General features: G+C 64.5%; 14 protein-coding genes. 4 read left to right on the forward strand and 10 right to left on the reverse strand.

The window, feature by feature from the left end; all coding sequences use genetic code 11:
- Nucleotides 1-325 precede the first annotated feature (325 nt).
- On the forward strand, nt 326-853 hold the full coding sequence (locus FN976_RS20595) for a hypothetical protein (RefSeq protein WP_145894945.1): 528 nt from the start codon (nt 326-328) through the stop codon (nt 851-853).
- A gap of 98 nt (nt 854-951) precedes the next feature.
- Here the strand turns inward: FN976_RS20595 and FN976_RS20600 are convergent, their stop codons facing one another.
- From FN976_RS20600 to FN976_RS20615, 4 genes are all read right to left on the reverse strand, one after another.
- Complete coding sequence (locus FN976_RS20600; protein ID WP_145894946.1) at nt 952-1,815, reverse strand: DUF5131 family protein; 864 nt, start codon at nt 1,813-1,815, stop codon at nt 952-954.
- Between the two features lie 199 nt (nt 1,816-2,014).
- Nucleotides 2,015-3,109 (reverse strand): phage/plasmid replication domain-containing protein, encoded by a 1,095-nt coding sequence (locus FN976_RS20605; RefSeq protein WP_145894947.1) that lies wholly within the window; start codon nt 3,107-3,109, stop codon nt 2,015-2,017.
- Nucleotides 3,110-4,083: 974 nt separating this feature from the next.
- A complete protein-coding gene (locus FN976_RS20610) occupies nt 4,084-4,941 on the reverse strand; it encodes a hypothetical protein (protein ID WP_145894948.1) in 858 nt (285 codons plus the stop codon).
- A gap of 1,062 nt (nt 4,942-6,003) precedes the next feature.
- Complete coding sequence (locus FN976_RS20615; RefSeq protein ID WP_186511050.1) at nt 6,004-7,269, reverse strand: tyrosine-type recombinase/integrase; 1,266 nt, start codon at nt 7,267-7,269, stop codon at nt 6,004-6,006.
- A gap of 214 nt (nt 7,270-7,483) precedes the next feature.
- Here FN976_RS20615 and FN976_RS28965 point away from each other — a divergent pair, with 214 nt between their 5' ends.
- A complete protein-coding gene (locus tag FN976_RS28965; protein WP_186511051.1) occupies nt 7,484-7,660 on the forward strand; it encodes a hypothetical protein in 177 nt (58 codons plus the stop codon).
- A gap of 44 nt (nt 7,661-7,704) precedes the next feature.
- On the opposite strand, the gene FN976_RS20620 is transcribed toward FN976_RS28965, so the two are convergent.
- The 6 genes from FN976_RS20620 to FN976_RS20645 all read right to left on the reverse strand — a co-directional run bounded on the left by FN976_RS20620 (nt 7,705) and on the right by FN976_RS20645 (nt 13,861).
- Nucleotides 7,705-7,893, reverse strand: coding sequence for a hypothetical protein (locus tag FN976_RS20620; RefSeq protein ID WP_145894950.1), 189 nt, complete (start codon nt 7,891-7,893; stop codon nt 7,705-7,707).
- 131 nt (nt 7,894-8,024) lie between these two features.
- Nucleotides 8,025-10,232 (reverse strand): TRAP transporter permease, encoded by a 2,208-nt coding sequence (locus tag FN976_RS20625; RefSeq protein WP_145894951.1) that lies wholly within the window; start codon nt 10,230-10,232, stop codon nt 8,025-8,027.
- A gap of 66 nt (nt 10,233-10,298) precedes the next feature.
- Nucleotides 10,299-11,252, reverse strand: coding sequence for a TAXI family TRAP transporter solute-binding subunit (locus tag FN976_RS20630; RefSeq protein WP_145894952.1), 954 nt, complete (start codon nt 11,250-11,252; stop codon nt 10,299-10,301).
- Nucleotides 11,253-11,355: 103 nt separating this feature from the next.
- The gene (locus FN976_RS20635) at nt 11,356-11,772 is read right to left on the reverse strand and encodes an RNA-binding S4 domain-containing protein (protein ID WP_145894953.1); all 417 of its coding nucleotides are present in this window, start codon (nt 11,770-11,772) and stop codon (nt 11,356-11,358) included.
- Nucleotides 11,772-13,187 carry a sensor histidine kinase gene (locus FN976_RS20640; RefSeq protein ID WP_145894954.1) on the reverse strand — a complete coding sequence of 472 codons (1,416 nt, stop codon included), beginning with the start codon at nt 13,185-13,187 and terminating at the stop codon, nt 11,772-11,774. The genes FN976_RS20635 and FN976_RS20640 overlap by 1 nt, the downstream gene beginning before the upstream one ends.
- Nucleotides 13,184-13,861, reverse strand: a complete 678-nt coding sequence (locus tag FN976_RS20645) for a response regulator transcription factor (RefSeq protein WP_145894955.1) — start codon at nt 13,859-13,861, stop codon at nt 13,184-13,186. Before FN976_RS20645 ends, FN976_RS20640 begins: the two co-directional genes overlap by 4 nt.
- 141 nt (nt 13,862-14,002) lie before the next feature.
- Here FN976_RS20645 and FN976_RS20650 point away from each other — a divergent pair, with 141 nt between their 5' ends.
- Nucleotides 14,003-14,962, forward strand: coding sequence for a Bug family tripartite tricarboxylate transporter substrate binding protein (locus tag FN976_RS20650; RefSeq protein WP_145894956.1), 960 nt, complete (start codon nt 14,003-14,005; stop codon nt 14,960-14,962).
- A gap of 89 nt (nt 14,963-15,051) precedes the next feature.
- Nucleotides 15,052-15,561: a tripartite tricarboxylate transporter TctB family protein gene (locus FN976_RS20655; RefSeq protein ID WP_145894957.1), complete on the forward strand. Its 510-nt coding sequence runs from the start codon at nt 15,052-15,054 to the stop codon at nt 15,559-15,561.
- The last annotated feature ends 1 nt before the right edge of the window (nt 15,562 follow it).

The raw sequence follows: 15,562 nt of genomic DNA on the forward strand, positions 1-15,562 counted from the left end.
GGTAGCAGGCCGAGAAGCCTATGCCAGGGGCTCGCAGCAGCGACCAACCCCGCCTCTCAACGACTCGTCAGGCACGAGTCTCAGGCGCCAATGCCCATGCTCTGGGCAGAGTGGCGAGCTACCGTAGGCGTGCGGCGACTATCAGTCGTCCGGCCGCTGCATTCCGGCTCCGCATTTGGAGCCAGGCAGCGGTGCTGGTTGCCACGACCGCGAGGACCGAACAACTCACGAGCCACCGTTGATGCGGTGGTTGTCAAACAGGCCATGTGCGAGGTCCAGCAGCGACCGGTCTGCGCATGCCTTCCACCTTTCAAGTGAAATCATCATGACCAAGAATCCCCCTCCAACGAGCATCTCCGACTACTTCATTGGCTCGAATAGACATCTCAAAATTCTGTGCTTCCAGCTCCAGCGCGCGGAAATCGAGCGTCGTTCGACCAAGCGAGCCCTTCGCTGGCTGAAAGGTCTCAGCTCAAATCGAGAATCCGCGTGGGCCAATCGAAATACCATGGCTCTGCAAGTTTTCGGCTATGACTCCGACGAACGCGAGCTTTGGCAAATCCCTGAGGTCTGTCAGTTCATGCAGGACCTTCATCGCAAGTGGAAGTACTGGTTCTTCTTTGCCTCGCATGAAGTACCAACACTTTCGGTTCTGGAAGCGTGCATCCTGGGAGCAGAGCAAGTCTCGCCAGGCGTGCAGAAGGTCGATACGGCGAAGTCGCAGCGGTATTTCGCCGAATGTGCTGAGGCGATGAACCGTCTGTTCGAGCGATTCGACTTCCCCTGGGAGGAGAATGATCGAATCGGAGCGGGCATCATGAAGGTCTATCAAGACCGAGCTACGCGGCAGTAGGTGTCTCGTGCCGACCCCCCCCGAGGTCAGCGAAGGCCTCGGGGGCTTCTGCTTTCGGCGGGCGCGGAGGGCCAAGTGAGCCCTCCGGTGCTTGCTACCTACGTCCGGCTCGCCTCCGGCACAGGGAACTCTGTCCACTGCCGGCCCCTTAAATCGCGGCCCGCGGCCTTCTTCCCGACGTTGACTAGCTGCACCGCCGTACCGTCCTGGCGCGCCAACCGGATGGTTTGGTGCCGCCCAACGTCACCGACCGGGTTCAGCAACCCCCAACTGCCCCATTGCTTGAACAGGAATGGTACGCCAGCCTCTTGGCACTGCGCCAGCAAGCTTTCGGCCCACTCGGGGTTCATCGGCCGGGCGCCGTGTTCAGATTCGCCGCCGCAAATGACCCAGTCGATCCTCACGCCGTTGCGACCTGGCTGAAGGTAGCGCCGAATGTCCACCGGACCCAGCAAGGGCTCGCAGGACAGGAACCGCACACTCGCGGTTGTGAAGTCCTGCAGGTACTTGATACGCTTGTCCGCCTGCTCCTGGTTCTCTACAGTCGTGCCGATCCACACCTGGGGCGGGAACTGATAGTCAATGGGCAGCAGCTTCTTGATCGAGTGCGGCCGTTTGGTCAGCAACAACCAGTCCAGGCCGGGGGTGGCGTCAATCAGACGCAGCAACCGTTGCCGGTGCCGGGCAAGATCGTCCCGGACTTCAAACACGTCCGCCATCGACGCGCAGAACACCCGCTTCCTGGCGCCTTCAGCCGCTGCTTCGTTGTTCCAGATCAGGGGTTTGTCCCAATTGGCATCGCTGAGGAACCGCCGCGGTGCGTCGTGACCCCACACGTTGTGCCCATAGCGCCTCGCCATGTTGTCTGCGTAGCAATGGTCGCACCCGGGCGACACCTTGGTACAGCCCCACCACGGGTTGAACGTGTGGTGGGTCCATTCGATAGTTGAGTTCTCGGCCATGTGATTTCCTCTGTTGCCCCGGGCAAGACGCACCGGTGCAGACGCTTTACAGAAAGCGTGGATCGGACCCGAAGCGGCTCTGCCGCATTGATCGATCAGGGCGTTGGTGCCGATGATCTTGACGTGGGGCGCGTCGTCAGCCCAGGCGCAGTGCGTGAGCCCGCCCGTCTGGTCGTCTGACACGCGAGCTGCGGAGCAGTCAGAGTCCGCTGATCGCTACATCCTCGGCGCGAACTAGGCTTTTGCCCGGCGGCCAGTATCGGGCGGTCCCGTAGGCCCATTCGGGGATCGGCACGATGTTCGCGGGCACCAGTAGGTCGCCGAGGTCCAAGGCGGGCAGCTTTTCGGGCCGGCGAGCTGCAGAGATATCTACGCCGAACTTGAGTTTGACCTCCTTGGCGTGCTTGTGGACAGATGCGCGGCAGTACTCCGCCGCCAGGTCATTTCCGCCCAGCCACAGGCGGTAGGCGCGGCGTGCACCGTTGCTAAGGCCTTCGACCTCGTCGTCTGTGAGTTGCCGTTGGATCGAGTTGGCGATGTTGTACGTCTTCAGGAGTTCAAAGTACAGGGCGTCGAGGTCCACGGACTCCCAGTTCATGACGTACAGCAGGCTCTTCAGCGGCTTTTCACCCTTATAAGTCTTCGCCAGCCAGACGCGGCCTGCTTCGTCAACGCCGTGCGTGCGGAACCACTGGGAGTACAGCTTGATCTCGATGCGCAGCGACCGGCGTGCGAGATCCAGCAGCCGCTGCTGAAGCGGGCCGGGCTTGGGCATGTCTTTCAGCAGGAGTTCGTACTTGCAGTAGATCGTGCAGGTGTGGTTCTGGGAGCGCCCCTTGGGGCCGAACCCTAGCGTCAGGCAGGTCTCCCAGTCCCGATGCTTGCCAGTGGGGTTGTTGGCGTCGATGGCGTTGATGGCCGGCAGCTTCTGGCTTGGGTCCCACGAGAAGTTGGCGCAGAGGTGCATTTCTTGCAGCTTCACATAGCCGCGGGCCCAATCCGCGACTTCTTCGGGCGTAGGCCGCCGGTCGTACCGCTGAGCAGCCAGTTCGAGAATGTTGTGCGCGTAGGACCTGATGTCGCCGTGGCCGAAGAAGTTGTGGTCCTGCAATTGCTTCGGCGGGCAGCAGTCCGCCAGCAGCTCGTAGGCGTGGTCGCGGTCCGGAACCACAAGTGACCGGGCATAGAAGTAGGCGGGGTCGTCGTACTTCCGCTTGGCCTTGGTACCGACCGCTTCGGAGGCGGTGGTGTACTTGCCGTAGTTCGGATCTTCTCTGTTGAAGATCGCGCCCAACGGCTGGTGGGCGAGGGCGGCTACGACTCTAAGGCGGTCAATGTGAACGTGGCCGACTGTCTGAGCTGGTTGAACTGGTGAGGACATGGTGTGGTTGCGTGAAAGTGGTTGAGCTGGTCCTTTACAGTTAAAAAATGAACAAATGTTGGGTGGTATAGCGGCGGCAGCAGCTTGGCCGTGGGGATTGGTTCTGCGGCGTTTGATAAAGCTAGAGCTCGGTGAAAATCACGTTTGCCGGCTCCGCTGAGGGATTCGACACACACCCTCTCGTCCCCCGGCCGCGACGGCGCTGTCGGTACCGTTCCCCGCCACTGAACGTTGTGGGATATTCCCGGAATATTCACGAATGAATGAATACCTGAATATTTCGCGCGTCTAGGGCTGCACGCGCCCCGCCCGCCTTTCAAATTCCTTCTTGCAGACACGGTCCAGAAAGTCGGCAACGTGCCGTGCAACTCGTTCGTTGCGATCCGTACCGAACGAACTCGCACGTTCCAGTTGCAAGCCGACAAGTCGGGGCATGCCTGCGCGGCAGAGCCCGGTCACCCAGCGCGGGTTGTTGACGTCTGGGAAAGGCTGCATGTAGTAGGCGATGCCTGGAAGGTCGCCAATGGCCTCTTCAAGTTCCTCAAACGCACGCCCGTACAAATACTCGGCCTGCCGCGGCAGATCGGGGCCGAGAAACGGGCCTGGTCGGCCACGACTACCACGAGCCCGACCCCTTCGGGCTTGCCGGCTTACGTCATCGGCCTCGCGAAGACGGCGTAAATACTCGACAAGTCGATCTCGAACCTCTCGGGGCGGATTCACGCGGAGTGGCCCGCCGTAAAGCTCGTGCTGCAACTGCGACCACTGTGGCCCTGTCAAGGCAGCCCTGACTTCTTCTGCATCCACCGCCTCCCCAGTGTTGAGCCGGACACGCATGCGCAGAAGATCGACATGCCGCCCGACGCCTCGAACGCGAGATCTGCTCGTCACCGCTTTCCAGGGCGTCGAGCCTTCAAGCCGAGACGCTTCAACTCCTTCGATACCATCGATTGGCTAATCCCCAACGCCTCGGTCAGCCCGGCTTGGGAGAGTCCCTTTTCGACCAGGCTGGCGATCTTTCTGTCGCGTAGGGCATCCCGAGTCTCTTCCGCAGCCCGAGCGTCGTTCTGGTCAATATTCAGGCGAAGCACCAGTTGCCCATCCTCCACCAAGTGCCAGCAACGGAACCGCAGCGGGGACTCGTCGAAATCGCCGGTGCGATCACGGACGACGATGAAGCTCTGGTCAGGAGCCATCCCTGACAGGGGATCCGGCTGAACAATGAGCCGCTGACCTCCAACGCAATATTCGCTGAGGCGTTCGCCGCTTGCCGGCAGATCATCGAACACAACCAGCGTGTGGCCATTCGTCCTTGCAGATTCCATCAGGTATTCCGCGGTTTCACGGAGATCGGTGTTTTTCGGTGTCTCACGATGTTTGGTGGTTCTCGGCGCCGCTTCCAGCCAGTCAGACAATCGGTAGATGATGATTGCCTGACCGCGCGGCGCATCGTCCCCCGAAGGAACCAGCACGCGGCGGCCATAGACGTTGTTCAGGCTGAATCCCGTGGACGGATATGTCAGCCGCAGGTGCGCCAACGAAGAGGTGGCTTCGTCGTCGTCGTCGGCCGTGATCTGCTGAACAGCACGCTCGTCATCTTCAGCAAGGTCGAGGGTACCGAGATGAATCCGAACGCAGTTCCTGCTGGCGCTTTTCCCGAAGAGGTCGAGTGATCCTCCCGTCGCCAGCTTTGTTCCAAGAGCGAGTGCGAATGCGCGACCCATCAGGCCCGCGTTGGCGGGCATCTCGAACACATTGACGGCGGCCCTCCGCAGCAGGCCAGGCCAAACGAATCGACGAGAGTCGGTCCAGGGCTCAAGTCCGGTGGGGGAAGCTTGATCCCCCTTGTTGAAAGAGTTAGCCATAGATGATGGGTTTGGGGTTAATCCTGGGAAAGTCCCAGTTTTTATGCAGAGCTAGCGGTCCACCACACGCACCGTTCAAGCGGCTCACGCCGCTCAAATGGCTCATGGGTGCTTAAGGTTGAATAGCGTGGGGTGCTCCTTTCGAAGATGGGGTTGGCGGCCGCGACGAGGCCGCCGGTGGCGTCGGATTGCTGCGAGCCCGGGAGCGACGCCCGGCCGGGCGCATCTCGACGTCCGCGTCCCGGAGTGCCTGGGAAAGCTTCAACTTGCCCACGTGGAACTCCGAGCACAGGCTGTCGAGGGTGCGACCAGCTCGGTAGAGATCGGCGAGGAGTTCGACTTGGAGGCTGCCGGCTTCAGCAGGCTGGCCCTGAACCGCGGCCAGGCCCGATTGCTTCAGGTCTTCGGCCTGCGCGGCAGTCGCGCGCTGCCTAAGGGCCCATTCCCATAGGACGCTCTTGCGCCACCGTTCGGCCCGAGGGCCGAAAGTGCAACACGCCTGTGGAATTGGATCGATAGGCCGCTTCTGCAGTGCACGGAACACACCGCGAGGAATGCTCAGGAGCGCACAACCACCCCCAAGCCCCACCAGTCGATCTTCCTCACCGTGAGGAAGCATTCGAACTCCATTACGAACTCGTAATGGCGTCGAGCGTCGCCACAATCCAACGAGTCAGCGAACGAGTTCGCCAAGCCCATTGGGGCCAAGGCAGGTTGCGACGTAGGAATGAAAAGCGCCTTGCTACTCACACCCACACGCTCGCCTCGACGGATCGGGGCGGCATCAAGGTCAAAGACCTTGTTCGCAAACTGTGTTTGCTCGATTTGTGGGTAATGGGGCGGGGATTTGGTATGCCTCGCCGGAAGCGCGTTGGACCAATGCCAGCCAAGAGAATTCTTGACATCTGCCGACCGTTGCAGTCGGAGCCCAGGCGGCGGATTTTAATGAGGTCCGATGCGGTCGTCAACCGAGGGAGACGCCAAGGCACTCATGCAGTATTTTCCCCACTCATCCATAAGTTCCCGGCGCCGGGCGAGCTGATCGTCGCGCTGGTACGAGCGTTCCAAAAGCGGGGCGGTGTGGGCAAGCGCAGCCTCTGCCAACTCGCGCGGGAACTCCGTTTCGGCGGCTGCGTAGGACCGGAAGCTTGCCCTGAAGCCGTGCGGTACCGCCGGTGTGGCAAGGAGTCCGCGTTCTTTTAAGCCGCGCATCACTTGCAGCATGCTCATCTGTGAGATATGCGTACCCTTGCGACTCCCCTGAAAAACCCAGACTCCGCTATTGCTGGTCAACAGGGGCTCGACGAGATCGAACGCCGCTGCGCTGAGTGGAACTCGGTGAGCTTTTCCGTTCTTGCACCTGCTCGCAGGTATGGTCCAGGTTTTTTTGAGGAGATCAAATTCTTTCGGTTGCGCGCCAATGACCTCGCCAGTACGAGTCGCGGTCAAGATCAGGAAGTCAAGGGCGACGTAGGACGTACTCCGCGACAAGTTGCGCAGCAGTTTGACGAACGCGGGGACCTGTTCGTAGGGCAGGGCAGGATGATGAACAACGCGCTTCGCCACGCTGTTTGCGGGAAGTACTTCGCTCAAGTAGTTCGTGAATCGCGCCGGGTTGTCGGGCCCGCGCCAGCCCAACACTGCGGCTGCCCCCAAGATGCGTTCCATGCGGCCTCGGACGCGGCGCATTGTTTCGGGCTTCTTGTTCCACGCGTCGTCCTTGGTAAGGACGGCCAGCACCATGTGCACGTCGATATCCGCCAATGGGATGTCGCCAATGACGGGGTAGACGTAGGTTTCAAGGCTTGAGTACCACTGCTGGTGAGCCTTTGGGTTCCGGTGTTGACCTTGCAGTCCCTTCACAAACTCTTGGGCAAAAACGCGAAAGGTCTGCTTTTGCGCGGTACGGGCAGCATGCCGCTCACGGTCCAGCTCAATCTTCGGGTCCCGACCCGCCAAGAGCATCTTGCGAAGCCTAAGGGACTCGGCACGAGCCTCTTCAAGCGTCACCGTGTGGGTTGGTCCCAGCCCGATGCTCTTGGGCAGCCCAAGGAGTTGGAACCTGAAGTTCCATGACTTCGCTCCGGTGGGTGTGACTTGAAGGTGCAAGTTGCCGCCATCGGCGTAGAGACGAGTGCCGGCGTCGCCTGGCAAGGGTTGCACCGTGTCTACGAAAGCCTGCTTGAGGCGGTTCAGTTCTCTGGCCATGTGCACATCTTCCATATGGGCCGACGCACGTTTCGAACTGAACTGGCAATACGGGAGACCTGTACGCTAGAACCGAAAACCGATTGCGCGCTTGTCAGTTCTCGGTTTCAGTGTTGTACGATCCACACATTGGGGCTGTACGTTACCCTGTGGTAGCCTGTCGCTCCGCCAGTAACGAACAGCCGCCTCCGGGCGGCTTTCTTCTGCCCCCATCATGTTCAACGATTTCGGCGTGATGCTGCTGGTGCTCCTGAGCTTCGCGCTCACGTTCACGGTCGCGCGTTTCCTCTCCCGCAATTTCCGCGCGAAGCGGCGCGCGCGCGAGGAAGCCGCGCGCCGCGCCGGCGAAAGCCGGCAGGTGCGGCGGGCACGCGAACGCCGGCAGAAATGAGAAGGCCGCCCGCAGGCGGCCTTCCTTCTCTCCCTGACATCGTTCTACCGGGACGTTGCGGCCTTGGCTTGCGCCCCGGCCGCCGCCTTCTGGCCGGCACTCCCTTGTTGTCCACGCGTCGATCGCTTGTCGTGCGTGCCATCGTCCTGCAACGACAGACCGTAGGACCCGGCGGTCACCGCCAGGATCACGGGCACGCGTTGCAGCATCGATGCGGTCCGGTTCTCGCTCATTCTTTTTCTTCCCTTGTCTTCCCTGTTTGCTGTGGTCTGTGTGACTGCAGTGACGGGAGTATCGGCGTGCAACATGGCCGCACCGTGACAGTGCCCGGCGCGAGCATGGGTCAGCCGTATCCGACAAATGCTCAGGCGGGGGCCGCCCGCGCCAGACCGAGCTTGCGCGCCGCGAGCTGCCGCACGAGGATGGGCACCAGCAAGCCGGCGCCGATCAGCGTGACGATCAATCCCGGCGCGATCAGGAGCAGCGCCGCCACGAAGCACAAGGCCTGCTCCCAGCGCTTCATCTCGACCAGGAAGAATTTCGAGAGCGCCGCGGCCAGCGCCACGATGCCGAGGATGCAGCCGGTGAACGTGATGCTGAAGTCGTACCAGGTGAAGCCCTTGGCCACGAGCAGGAGCGAAGGCGAGAACACGAACACGAACGGCACCAGCACCTTCGCCAGGCCGAGACGGAAAGCCATGTTCCCGGTCTTGAACGGGTCACTGCCCGCCATGCCGGCCGCCGCATAGGCAGCCAGGGCCACGGGCGGCGTGATGTCCGCCAGCACCCCGTAGTAGAAGACGAAGAAGTGCGCCACCAGCGGCTCCACGCCCAGCTGGACCAGGGTCGGCGCTGCCACCGTGACCATGATGATGTAGTTGGCCGTGGTGGGGATCCCGCAGCCCATGAGGATGCAGACCACGCCCGTCATCACGAGCGCCGCGAACAGCGTCAGGCCCTTGGTGCTGGCGAAGTATTCCGGCACCACGTACGAGAGGCCCGACGCGATCATCGTGGCCCAGTTCGTGATGATGAAGCTGATCTTGAAGCCGACGCCGGTGAGCGTGACGACACCGATGACGATGCCCACGGTGGCGGCCGCGGCACCCACGGCCAGCGCGTACTTGGCGCCCGTCTCGAAGGCCTCGACGAGGACGCCATGGCCGATGCGCCCGGTGATGCCGGCAAGCTTCCAGCCGGCCAGCGCCACGGCCGTGCCCACACCGAACAGTCCCAGCTTGATCCATTCGCTCTGCTGCCCCAGGTTGGCGAAGCAGATCACCGCCAGCAGGGCATGCAGGCCGATCATGAGGCCCCAGTTCTTCGCGTTGTTGCCTCGCACCTGCGTGGTCAATCCGACGATGGCGCACGAAGTGATGCCGGCGAACGCGGCCAGGTAGGGCGTGCGGCCCGACACCAGGATCGCGATCAGGAGCACCAGCGGAATCAGCGTCGGCCAGCGCTGGCGCAGCGACTCCTTCAGCTTCGGCATCTCTTCGTCGGTGAGGCCGCGCAGGCCGTAGCGCTTGGCCTCGAAGTGCACCTGCATGTAGACGCCGAAGAAGTGCATGAAGGCCGGAACGACCGCGGCCGCGATGATCGTCTGGTACGAGACGTTCAGGAACTCGATCATCAGGAACGCGGCGGCCCCCAGCACCGGTGGCGTGATCTGCCCGCCGGTGGAGGACGCGGCCTCCACGGCGGCGGCGAATTCGCGCCGGTAGCCCACCCGGATCATCGCGGGGATGGTCAGCGAACCGACCGTGACGGCGTTCGCCACCGAGGATCCGGACAGCGTGCCGAACATCGCCGAGCCGAACACGCTGACCTTCGCCGGACCGCCGGCCTGGCGGCCCGCGACGCTGGAGGCGATGTCGAGGAACAGCTGTCCCAGCCCGATGCGCGTCGCCATCACGCCGAACAGCACGAAGTGGAAGACGTAGGTGGCCACCACGCCCACCGCCACACCATAGATGCCCTGGCTGGTGAGGTACTGGTGGTTGATCATCTGGCTCCAGCTCGCGCCGGCGTGCTTGAGCAGGCCGGGGAAATGCGAGCCGAACAGCGCGTACAGCGTGAAGCCGATGGCGATCAGCGGCAACGGCCAGCCCATGGAGCGCCGGGTGGCCTCCAGCAGGGTGAGGAAGAGGATGGAGCCGAAGACGACGTCGGACCGGTCGGGGTTGCCGACCCGGAAGGCGAGGTCGTCGAAGACGTAGGGGATGTACAGCACGCTGGCGGCGCAGGCCAGGCCCAGCAGCCAGTCCACCAGCGGCACGCCGCCCGGGTTCAGCCACGAATTCGCGCGGGGATGCTCATAGGCCTTCTTGCCGGCCGCGAAGACCAGGAAGATCAGCCCGAGCACGAAGGCCAGGTGCACGCCGCGGTGCGTCGTCTCGCGCAACAGGCCGAACCCGGCCGTGTAGAAGTGGAAGCACGAGAGCGCGATGAGCAGCCACTTGACGATCTGCAGCGCCGGCGGCACCACCGGCCGGAAGCGCATCTCGGGATCGAACTTCTCTTCCAGTTCCTGCAGCTTCTTGTCGTCCAGTTCCGTCGGGATGGCTGTCATGGCGCCTCTTCGTGTCGAAAACAAAAAAGGGAGGTCCAGCCTCCCTTGCGACGGCGGACCGATCGCTTACTTCAGCAGGCCGGCTTCCTTGTAGAACTTCTCGGCACCGGGGTGGTAGGGGATGCCCACACCCTGCACCGCGTTCTCCTTGGTGATGAACTTGCCCTTGGCGTGGCCCGCGGCCAGCGTCTTCTGCGTGGCATCGGAGTACATCGCCTTGGTGATCTCGTACACCGTCTCGGTGGGCACCTTGGCACTCGTCACGAGCTGTGCACCGACGGCGAGCGTCTGCACGGCGGGCACGTCCTTGTAGGTGCCGGCGGCGATGGTGTCGACCGCGAAATACGGGCTGCCCTTGCGCAGGCTTTCCGCTTGCGGACCGGAGATCGGCAGCAGTTCGATGCCCGCGCCGCTGGAGGCCAGCTCGGCGATGGCGCCGGCCGGGGCGCCGCCCACGAAGAAGAAGGCATCGAGCGCGCCATCCTTCAGCTTGTCGCCGGCCTGGTTCGGCTTGATGTATTCGGGCTTGATGTCGGCCTCTTTCACCCCGTAGGCGGCCAGCACCATGCGGGCGTTGATCAGCGTGCCCGAGCCGGGTTCGTCGAGCGCCACGCGCTTGCCCTTGAGGTCGGCCACGCTCTTGATGCCCGAGCCCTTCTTGACCACCAGGTGGATGCTTTCGGGGTAGAGGTTGGCGATCATCCGCAGGTCGGCCACCTTGGGCTTGCCATCGAACGCGCCCGTGCCGGTGAAGGCCCAGGAGGCGACGTCGGCCTGCGACAGGCCCGCTTCCATGGAGCCGCCCGCGATGGCGTTGACATTGGCGAGGGAGCCGTTGCTCGCCTGCGCCGTCGCGACGATCTTGCCGGGCTGCGACACGGCGTTGGCGATCATGCCGCCCACGGGGTAGTAGGTGCCGGCGGTGCCGCCGGTGCCGATGCGGAAGAACTGCTGCGCGTGCGCGCCGCCGGCAAGAACCATGGAGGCTGCCAGCACGGCGGCCCATTTCTGCATGCTCATTGGATACTCCTGGAAACGAGGCGGATGAAAACCGGAAAGCAAGGAGTAGACCATGCGCCGCCAACGGCCGGACTAGGACAAGCCCGGAGCGGGGCGTTGCGCCTCACTCGTCGTCGACCGAGGCGCTCCAGCGATCGCCCCATCCCTTGCTGGCTTCGTCGAGGTCGCGCCTCCCACGCTTGGTGGGGCGTCCATGTTCGATGGAATGGGCCGGCTCGGGCGCCAGGCGCCGCTGCTCCACGCTCTGCTCGCGCGCGAGCACGCTTTCAGGCGTTTCCTCATAGAGTTGCTGCGCCACCGGCGCCGGCCCGCGCATGTTCGACACGCCTTTCACGACCACGGTGCGCGTCATGCCTTCACGGCGCATGGCGACGGTGTCGCCGGGCTTGACTTCGCGCGCCGGCTTCACTTCGGCGCCGTTGACGTGCACGCGGCCCTTGTCGATCTCTTCGCTGGCCAGGCTGCGCGTCTTGTAGAAGCGCGCGGCCCACAGCCACTTGTCGATACGCAGTCTTTCCATCAGCTCCCATTCTCCGCCAGCGGGAGGCGCACCGTGGCGTCCAGCCCCGCGATGCGGCCATGGTTTTCCCTGTTTTCCAGGGTGATCGTGCCGCCGAGCGCGCGCACGATCTCGTGGCAGATCGCCAGGCCCAGGCCCGAGCCGCTGCGAACGTCTCCGGCCGAGAAGGGCTGGAAGAGCCGGGGCCGCAGCTCGGCGGGAACCCCCGGGCCGCTGTCGGCCACCGTCAGCGCGGCCGAGTTGCGGTCGGCCATCACGCGCACCGACAGGGCCGCGCCCGGCGGTGTGTGCTTGACGGCGTTGTGCAGCAGGTTCCGGGTGAGTTCGCGCAGCATCCATTCGTGCGCGCGGATGGGTGCCGGCTGCGTCTCGATGTCGAAATCGATGTCCTTGTCGGCCACCAGCGGGGCCAGCTCCAGCGCGATGGTCCGCACGGCCTCGGCCAGGTCGGTCACGCTTTCGTCCTGCTGCTGGCGCAATTGCTCCACCCGGGCCAGCGCCAGCATCTGGTTGGCCAGCAGCGTGGCGCGCTCGACGGTGTCATTGATCTCCAGCAGGGCTTGCCGCGGCTCGACGTCGCCGCGCAGGGCCGACTGCACCTGGGTCTTCAGGACGGCGAGGGGTGTGCGCAATTGATGGGACGTGTCGCGCACGAAGCGCTTCTGGTTGTCCAGCAGGTGCGCCAGCCGCGTCATGACGGCATTGGTGGCGTCCACCAGCGGCAGCAGTTCGCGCGGCGCGTCGGCCGCGACGATGGGCGTGAGATCGCCTTCGGGCCGGTCGCGCAACTGGCTGCTGAGCTGGCGCACGGGCGAGGTGGCGCGCTGCACGACCACCACCGCCACCAGGGCGATCACCGCCACCAGCACGGCTTGCCGCCAGAGATGGTCGAACAGGATCTTGCGCGTGAGTGTCTGCCGCAGCTCCAGCGTCTCGGCGACCTGGATCACCGCCATGGCCCGGCCGTTCTGGCTGGCCACGGGCTGCAGCAACACGGCGACGCGCACCGCTTCGCCCTCGAAGCGGTCGTCGTAGAAGTCCACCAGCGCGGCATAGGCGTTGCGGTCCGGCAGCACGCCGCGCCAGAAAGGCAGCTTGCCGAAGCCCGACACCAGCTGGCCCTTGAGGGTGGAGACGCGGTAGAACATCCGGCTCTGGGTGTCGGCCTCGAAGGCTTCCAGCGCGGCGTAGGGCACGGTCACTCGCAACTGCGCTTCGTCGTCGAAGCCCTTGACATCCAGCAGTTCGCCGATGGACTTGGTGGAGGCCAGCAGGGTGCGGTCGTACGCCGTGTTCACCGCGGCCAGCGTCTCCCGGTAGAGGCTCACCGCGTTGATGACGACGAATGCGCCCACCGGCACCAGGATCCCCAGCAGCAGGTAGCGCCGCAGCGACAGCGGCTTGCGCCCGGTCATCCCTCGGCCTTGAGCAGGTACCCCAGGCCGCGCAGCGTGACCAGGGAAACGCCGCTGCCCGCCAGCTTCTTGCGCAAGCGGTAGACCACCACCTCCACGGCTTCGAACTGCACGTCGCTCTCGCCGGGGAACACCAGCTCGAAGAGCCGCTCCTTGCTCACCGCATGGCCGGGGCGGGCCATGAGTGCCTGCACCAGGGCGAGCTCGCGCGGTGTCAGGTCGAGCACCTCGTCACCCCGGTAGACCGCGCCGCTGTCACGTTCCAGGCGCAGGCGGCCCACGCGTTGGTCGGCGGGCGAGTCGGTCCCGGCCGTGTGGTGCCGCCGGTGCAGGGCGCGCACGCGCGCCTCCAGTTCGTCGAGGTCGAAGGGCTTGGGCAGGTAGTCGTCGGCGCCCGTGTTCAGGCCGATGACGCGGTCGCCTACCGTGCCGCGCGCCGTCAGGATCAGGACCGGTGTGGTCAATCCACTGCGCCGGGCCCGGGCCAGCACGTCGAGGCCGTCCATGCCGGGCAGCGTGAGGTCGAGCAGCACCACGTCGGGCGGCGCCGCGTGCCAGCGGTCCAGCGCCTGCTGGCCGTCGTTGCACCCGGTCACGGCGAGGCCGCGCCGGCTGAGCGCGCGCTCCAGCGTGGCCAGCATCGAGGGATCGTCTTCGACCAGAAGGACCTTCATGTGGCGGCTAGGTTAGCGTACGGCCGGGTCCGGCGCACCAGGCCGGTTCAGTGGTTTCCCCAATGCCCGGGACAGCCGAATGACAGGCGGCGGGCGCATGATGCGCGTTGACCCAGCTTTCACGAACAAGGAGACCCTCCCATGCGCCGCGATACCTTCCTCAGAACCATGGCGGCCCTGGCCGCCGCCGGTGCGCTGCCCCTCACGGCCCGCGCCGCCGCCAACGTCAAGATGATGATCCCCGCCAACCCGGGCGGCGGCTGGGACACCACCGGCCGCGCCCTGGGCAAGGCCCTGCAGGACGCCAAGGTGGCCGACAGCGTCAACTACGACAACAAGGGCGGTGCCGCCGGCGCACTGGGCCTGGCGCAGTTCGCCAACAGCAGCAAGGGCGACCCGAACGCCATGATGGTGATGGGTGCCGTCATGCTGGGCGGCATCATCACCGGCAAGCCGCCGGTCGACCTGAAGACCCTGACGCCCATCGCCCGCCTGACCAGCGAATACAACGTGTTCGTGCTGCCGGCCAATTCGCCGCTGAAGACCATGGCCGACGTCGTGGCGCAGCTGAAGAAGGATCCGGGCAGCGTCAAGTGGGGTGGCGGTTCGCGCGGCTCCACCGAGCACATCGCGGCCGCGATGATCGCCCGCGAGGTCGGCGTCGACCCTTCCAAGATCAACTACGTCGCCTTCCGGGGGGGCGGAGAAGCCACCGCCGCCATCCTGGGCGGCAACGTCACGGTGGGCGGCAGCGGCTACAGCGAGTTCGCCGAGTACATCAACAGCGGCAAGATGAAGGCCATCGGCGTCACCTCCGGCCAGAAGCTCAAGGGCATCAACGTCCCCACGCTCAAGGAGCAGGGCATCAACGTGGAGATCGGCAACTGGCGCGGCGTCTATGGCGCCCCCGGCATCACCGAGCCGCAGCGCAAGGCGCTGACCGACATGGTCCTCGCCGCCCTGAAGACCAAGTCGTGGCAGGAAGCCATGGAGAAGAACAACTGGACGCCGGCCGTGCTGTCGGGTCCGGCCTTCGAGAAGTTCGTCGACGACGACTTTGCCAGTCTTCGCGCTACCATGGTGAAGTCCGGGATGGTCTGACCGGCCGCTGCGCGCGGCCCAGCGTCTGAAAGGCGCCCGGCGAACCCGGGCGCTTTTTCTTGTGCGGTGGAGACAAAGGGAACAACAACATGGACAACCCCTTGGGAAAGAAACTGCAGACCGGCGTGGGGGCCGGCGTGCTGCTGCTCGGGCTGGCGCTGATGGCCGGCGCGGTGCAGATTCCGGCGGCGGCCGGCTACGGCGGCGTCGGCCCCAACTTTCTGCCCTGGGTGGTCGCGGTCTCGCTGGCTGCATGCGGGGTGTTGATCGTCCGCGAGGCCCTCACCGGCGGCTTCCGCGCGATGGACGACCCCACGGGCTCCGAGAAGGCCTATTGGCCGGGCCTGGCCTGGGTGTCGGCGGGCCTGCTCGCCAACGCGGCACTGATCACGACCATCGGTTTCATCCTGAGCTGCACGCTCTGCTACATGCTGGCGGTGCAAGGCCTGCGCCGAGCGGCCGGGCAGGCCGCCGGTGACCCGCGCAGCCTGTCGATGGACCTGGTGACCGGCTTGCTGATCTCCGCGCCGGTGTTCTGGATGTTCACCAAATTCCTGGCAATCAATTTGCCCGGACTCACCAGCACCGGGTGGCTCTGAT

Origin of the sequence: Caenimonas sedimenti, from assembly GCF_007833165.1 — a bacterium.
Classification (GTDB): domain Bacteria; phylum Pseudomonadota; class Gammaproteobacteria; order Burkholderiales; family Burkholderiaceae_C; genus Ramlibacter; species Ramlibacter sedimenti.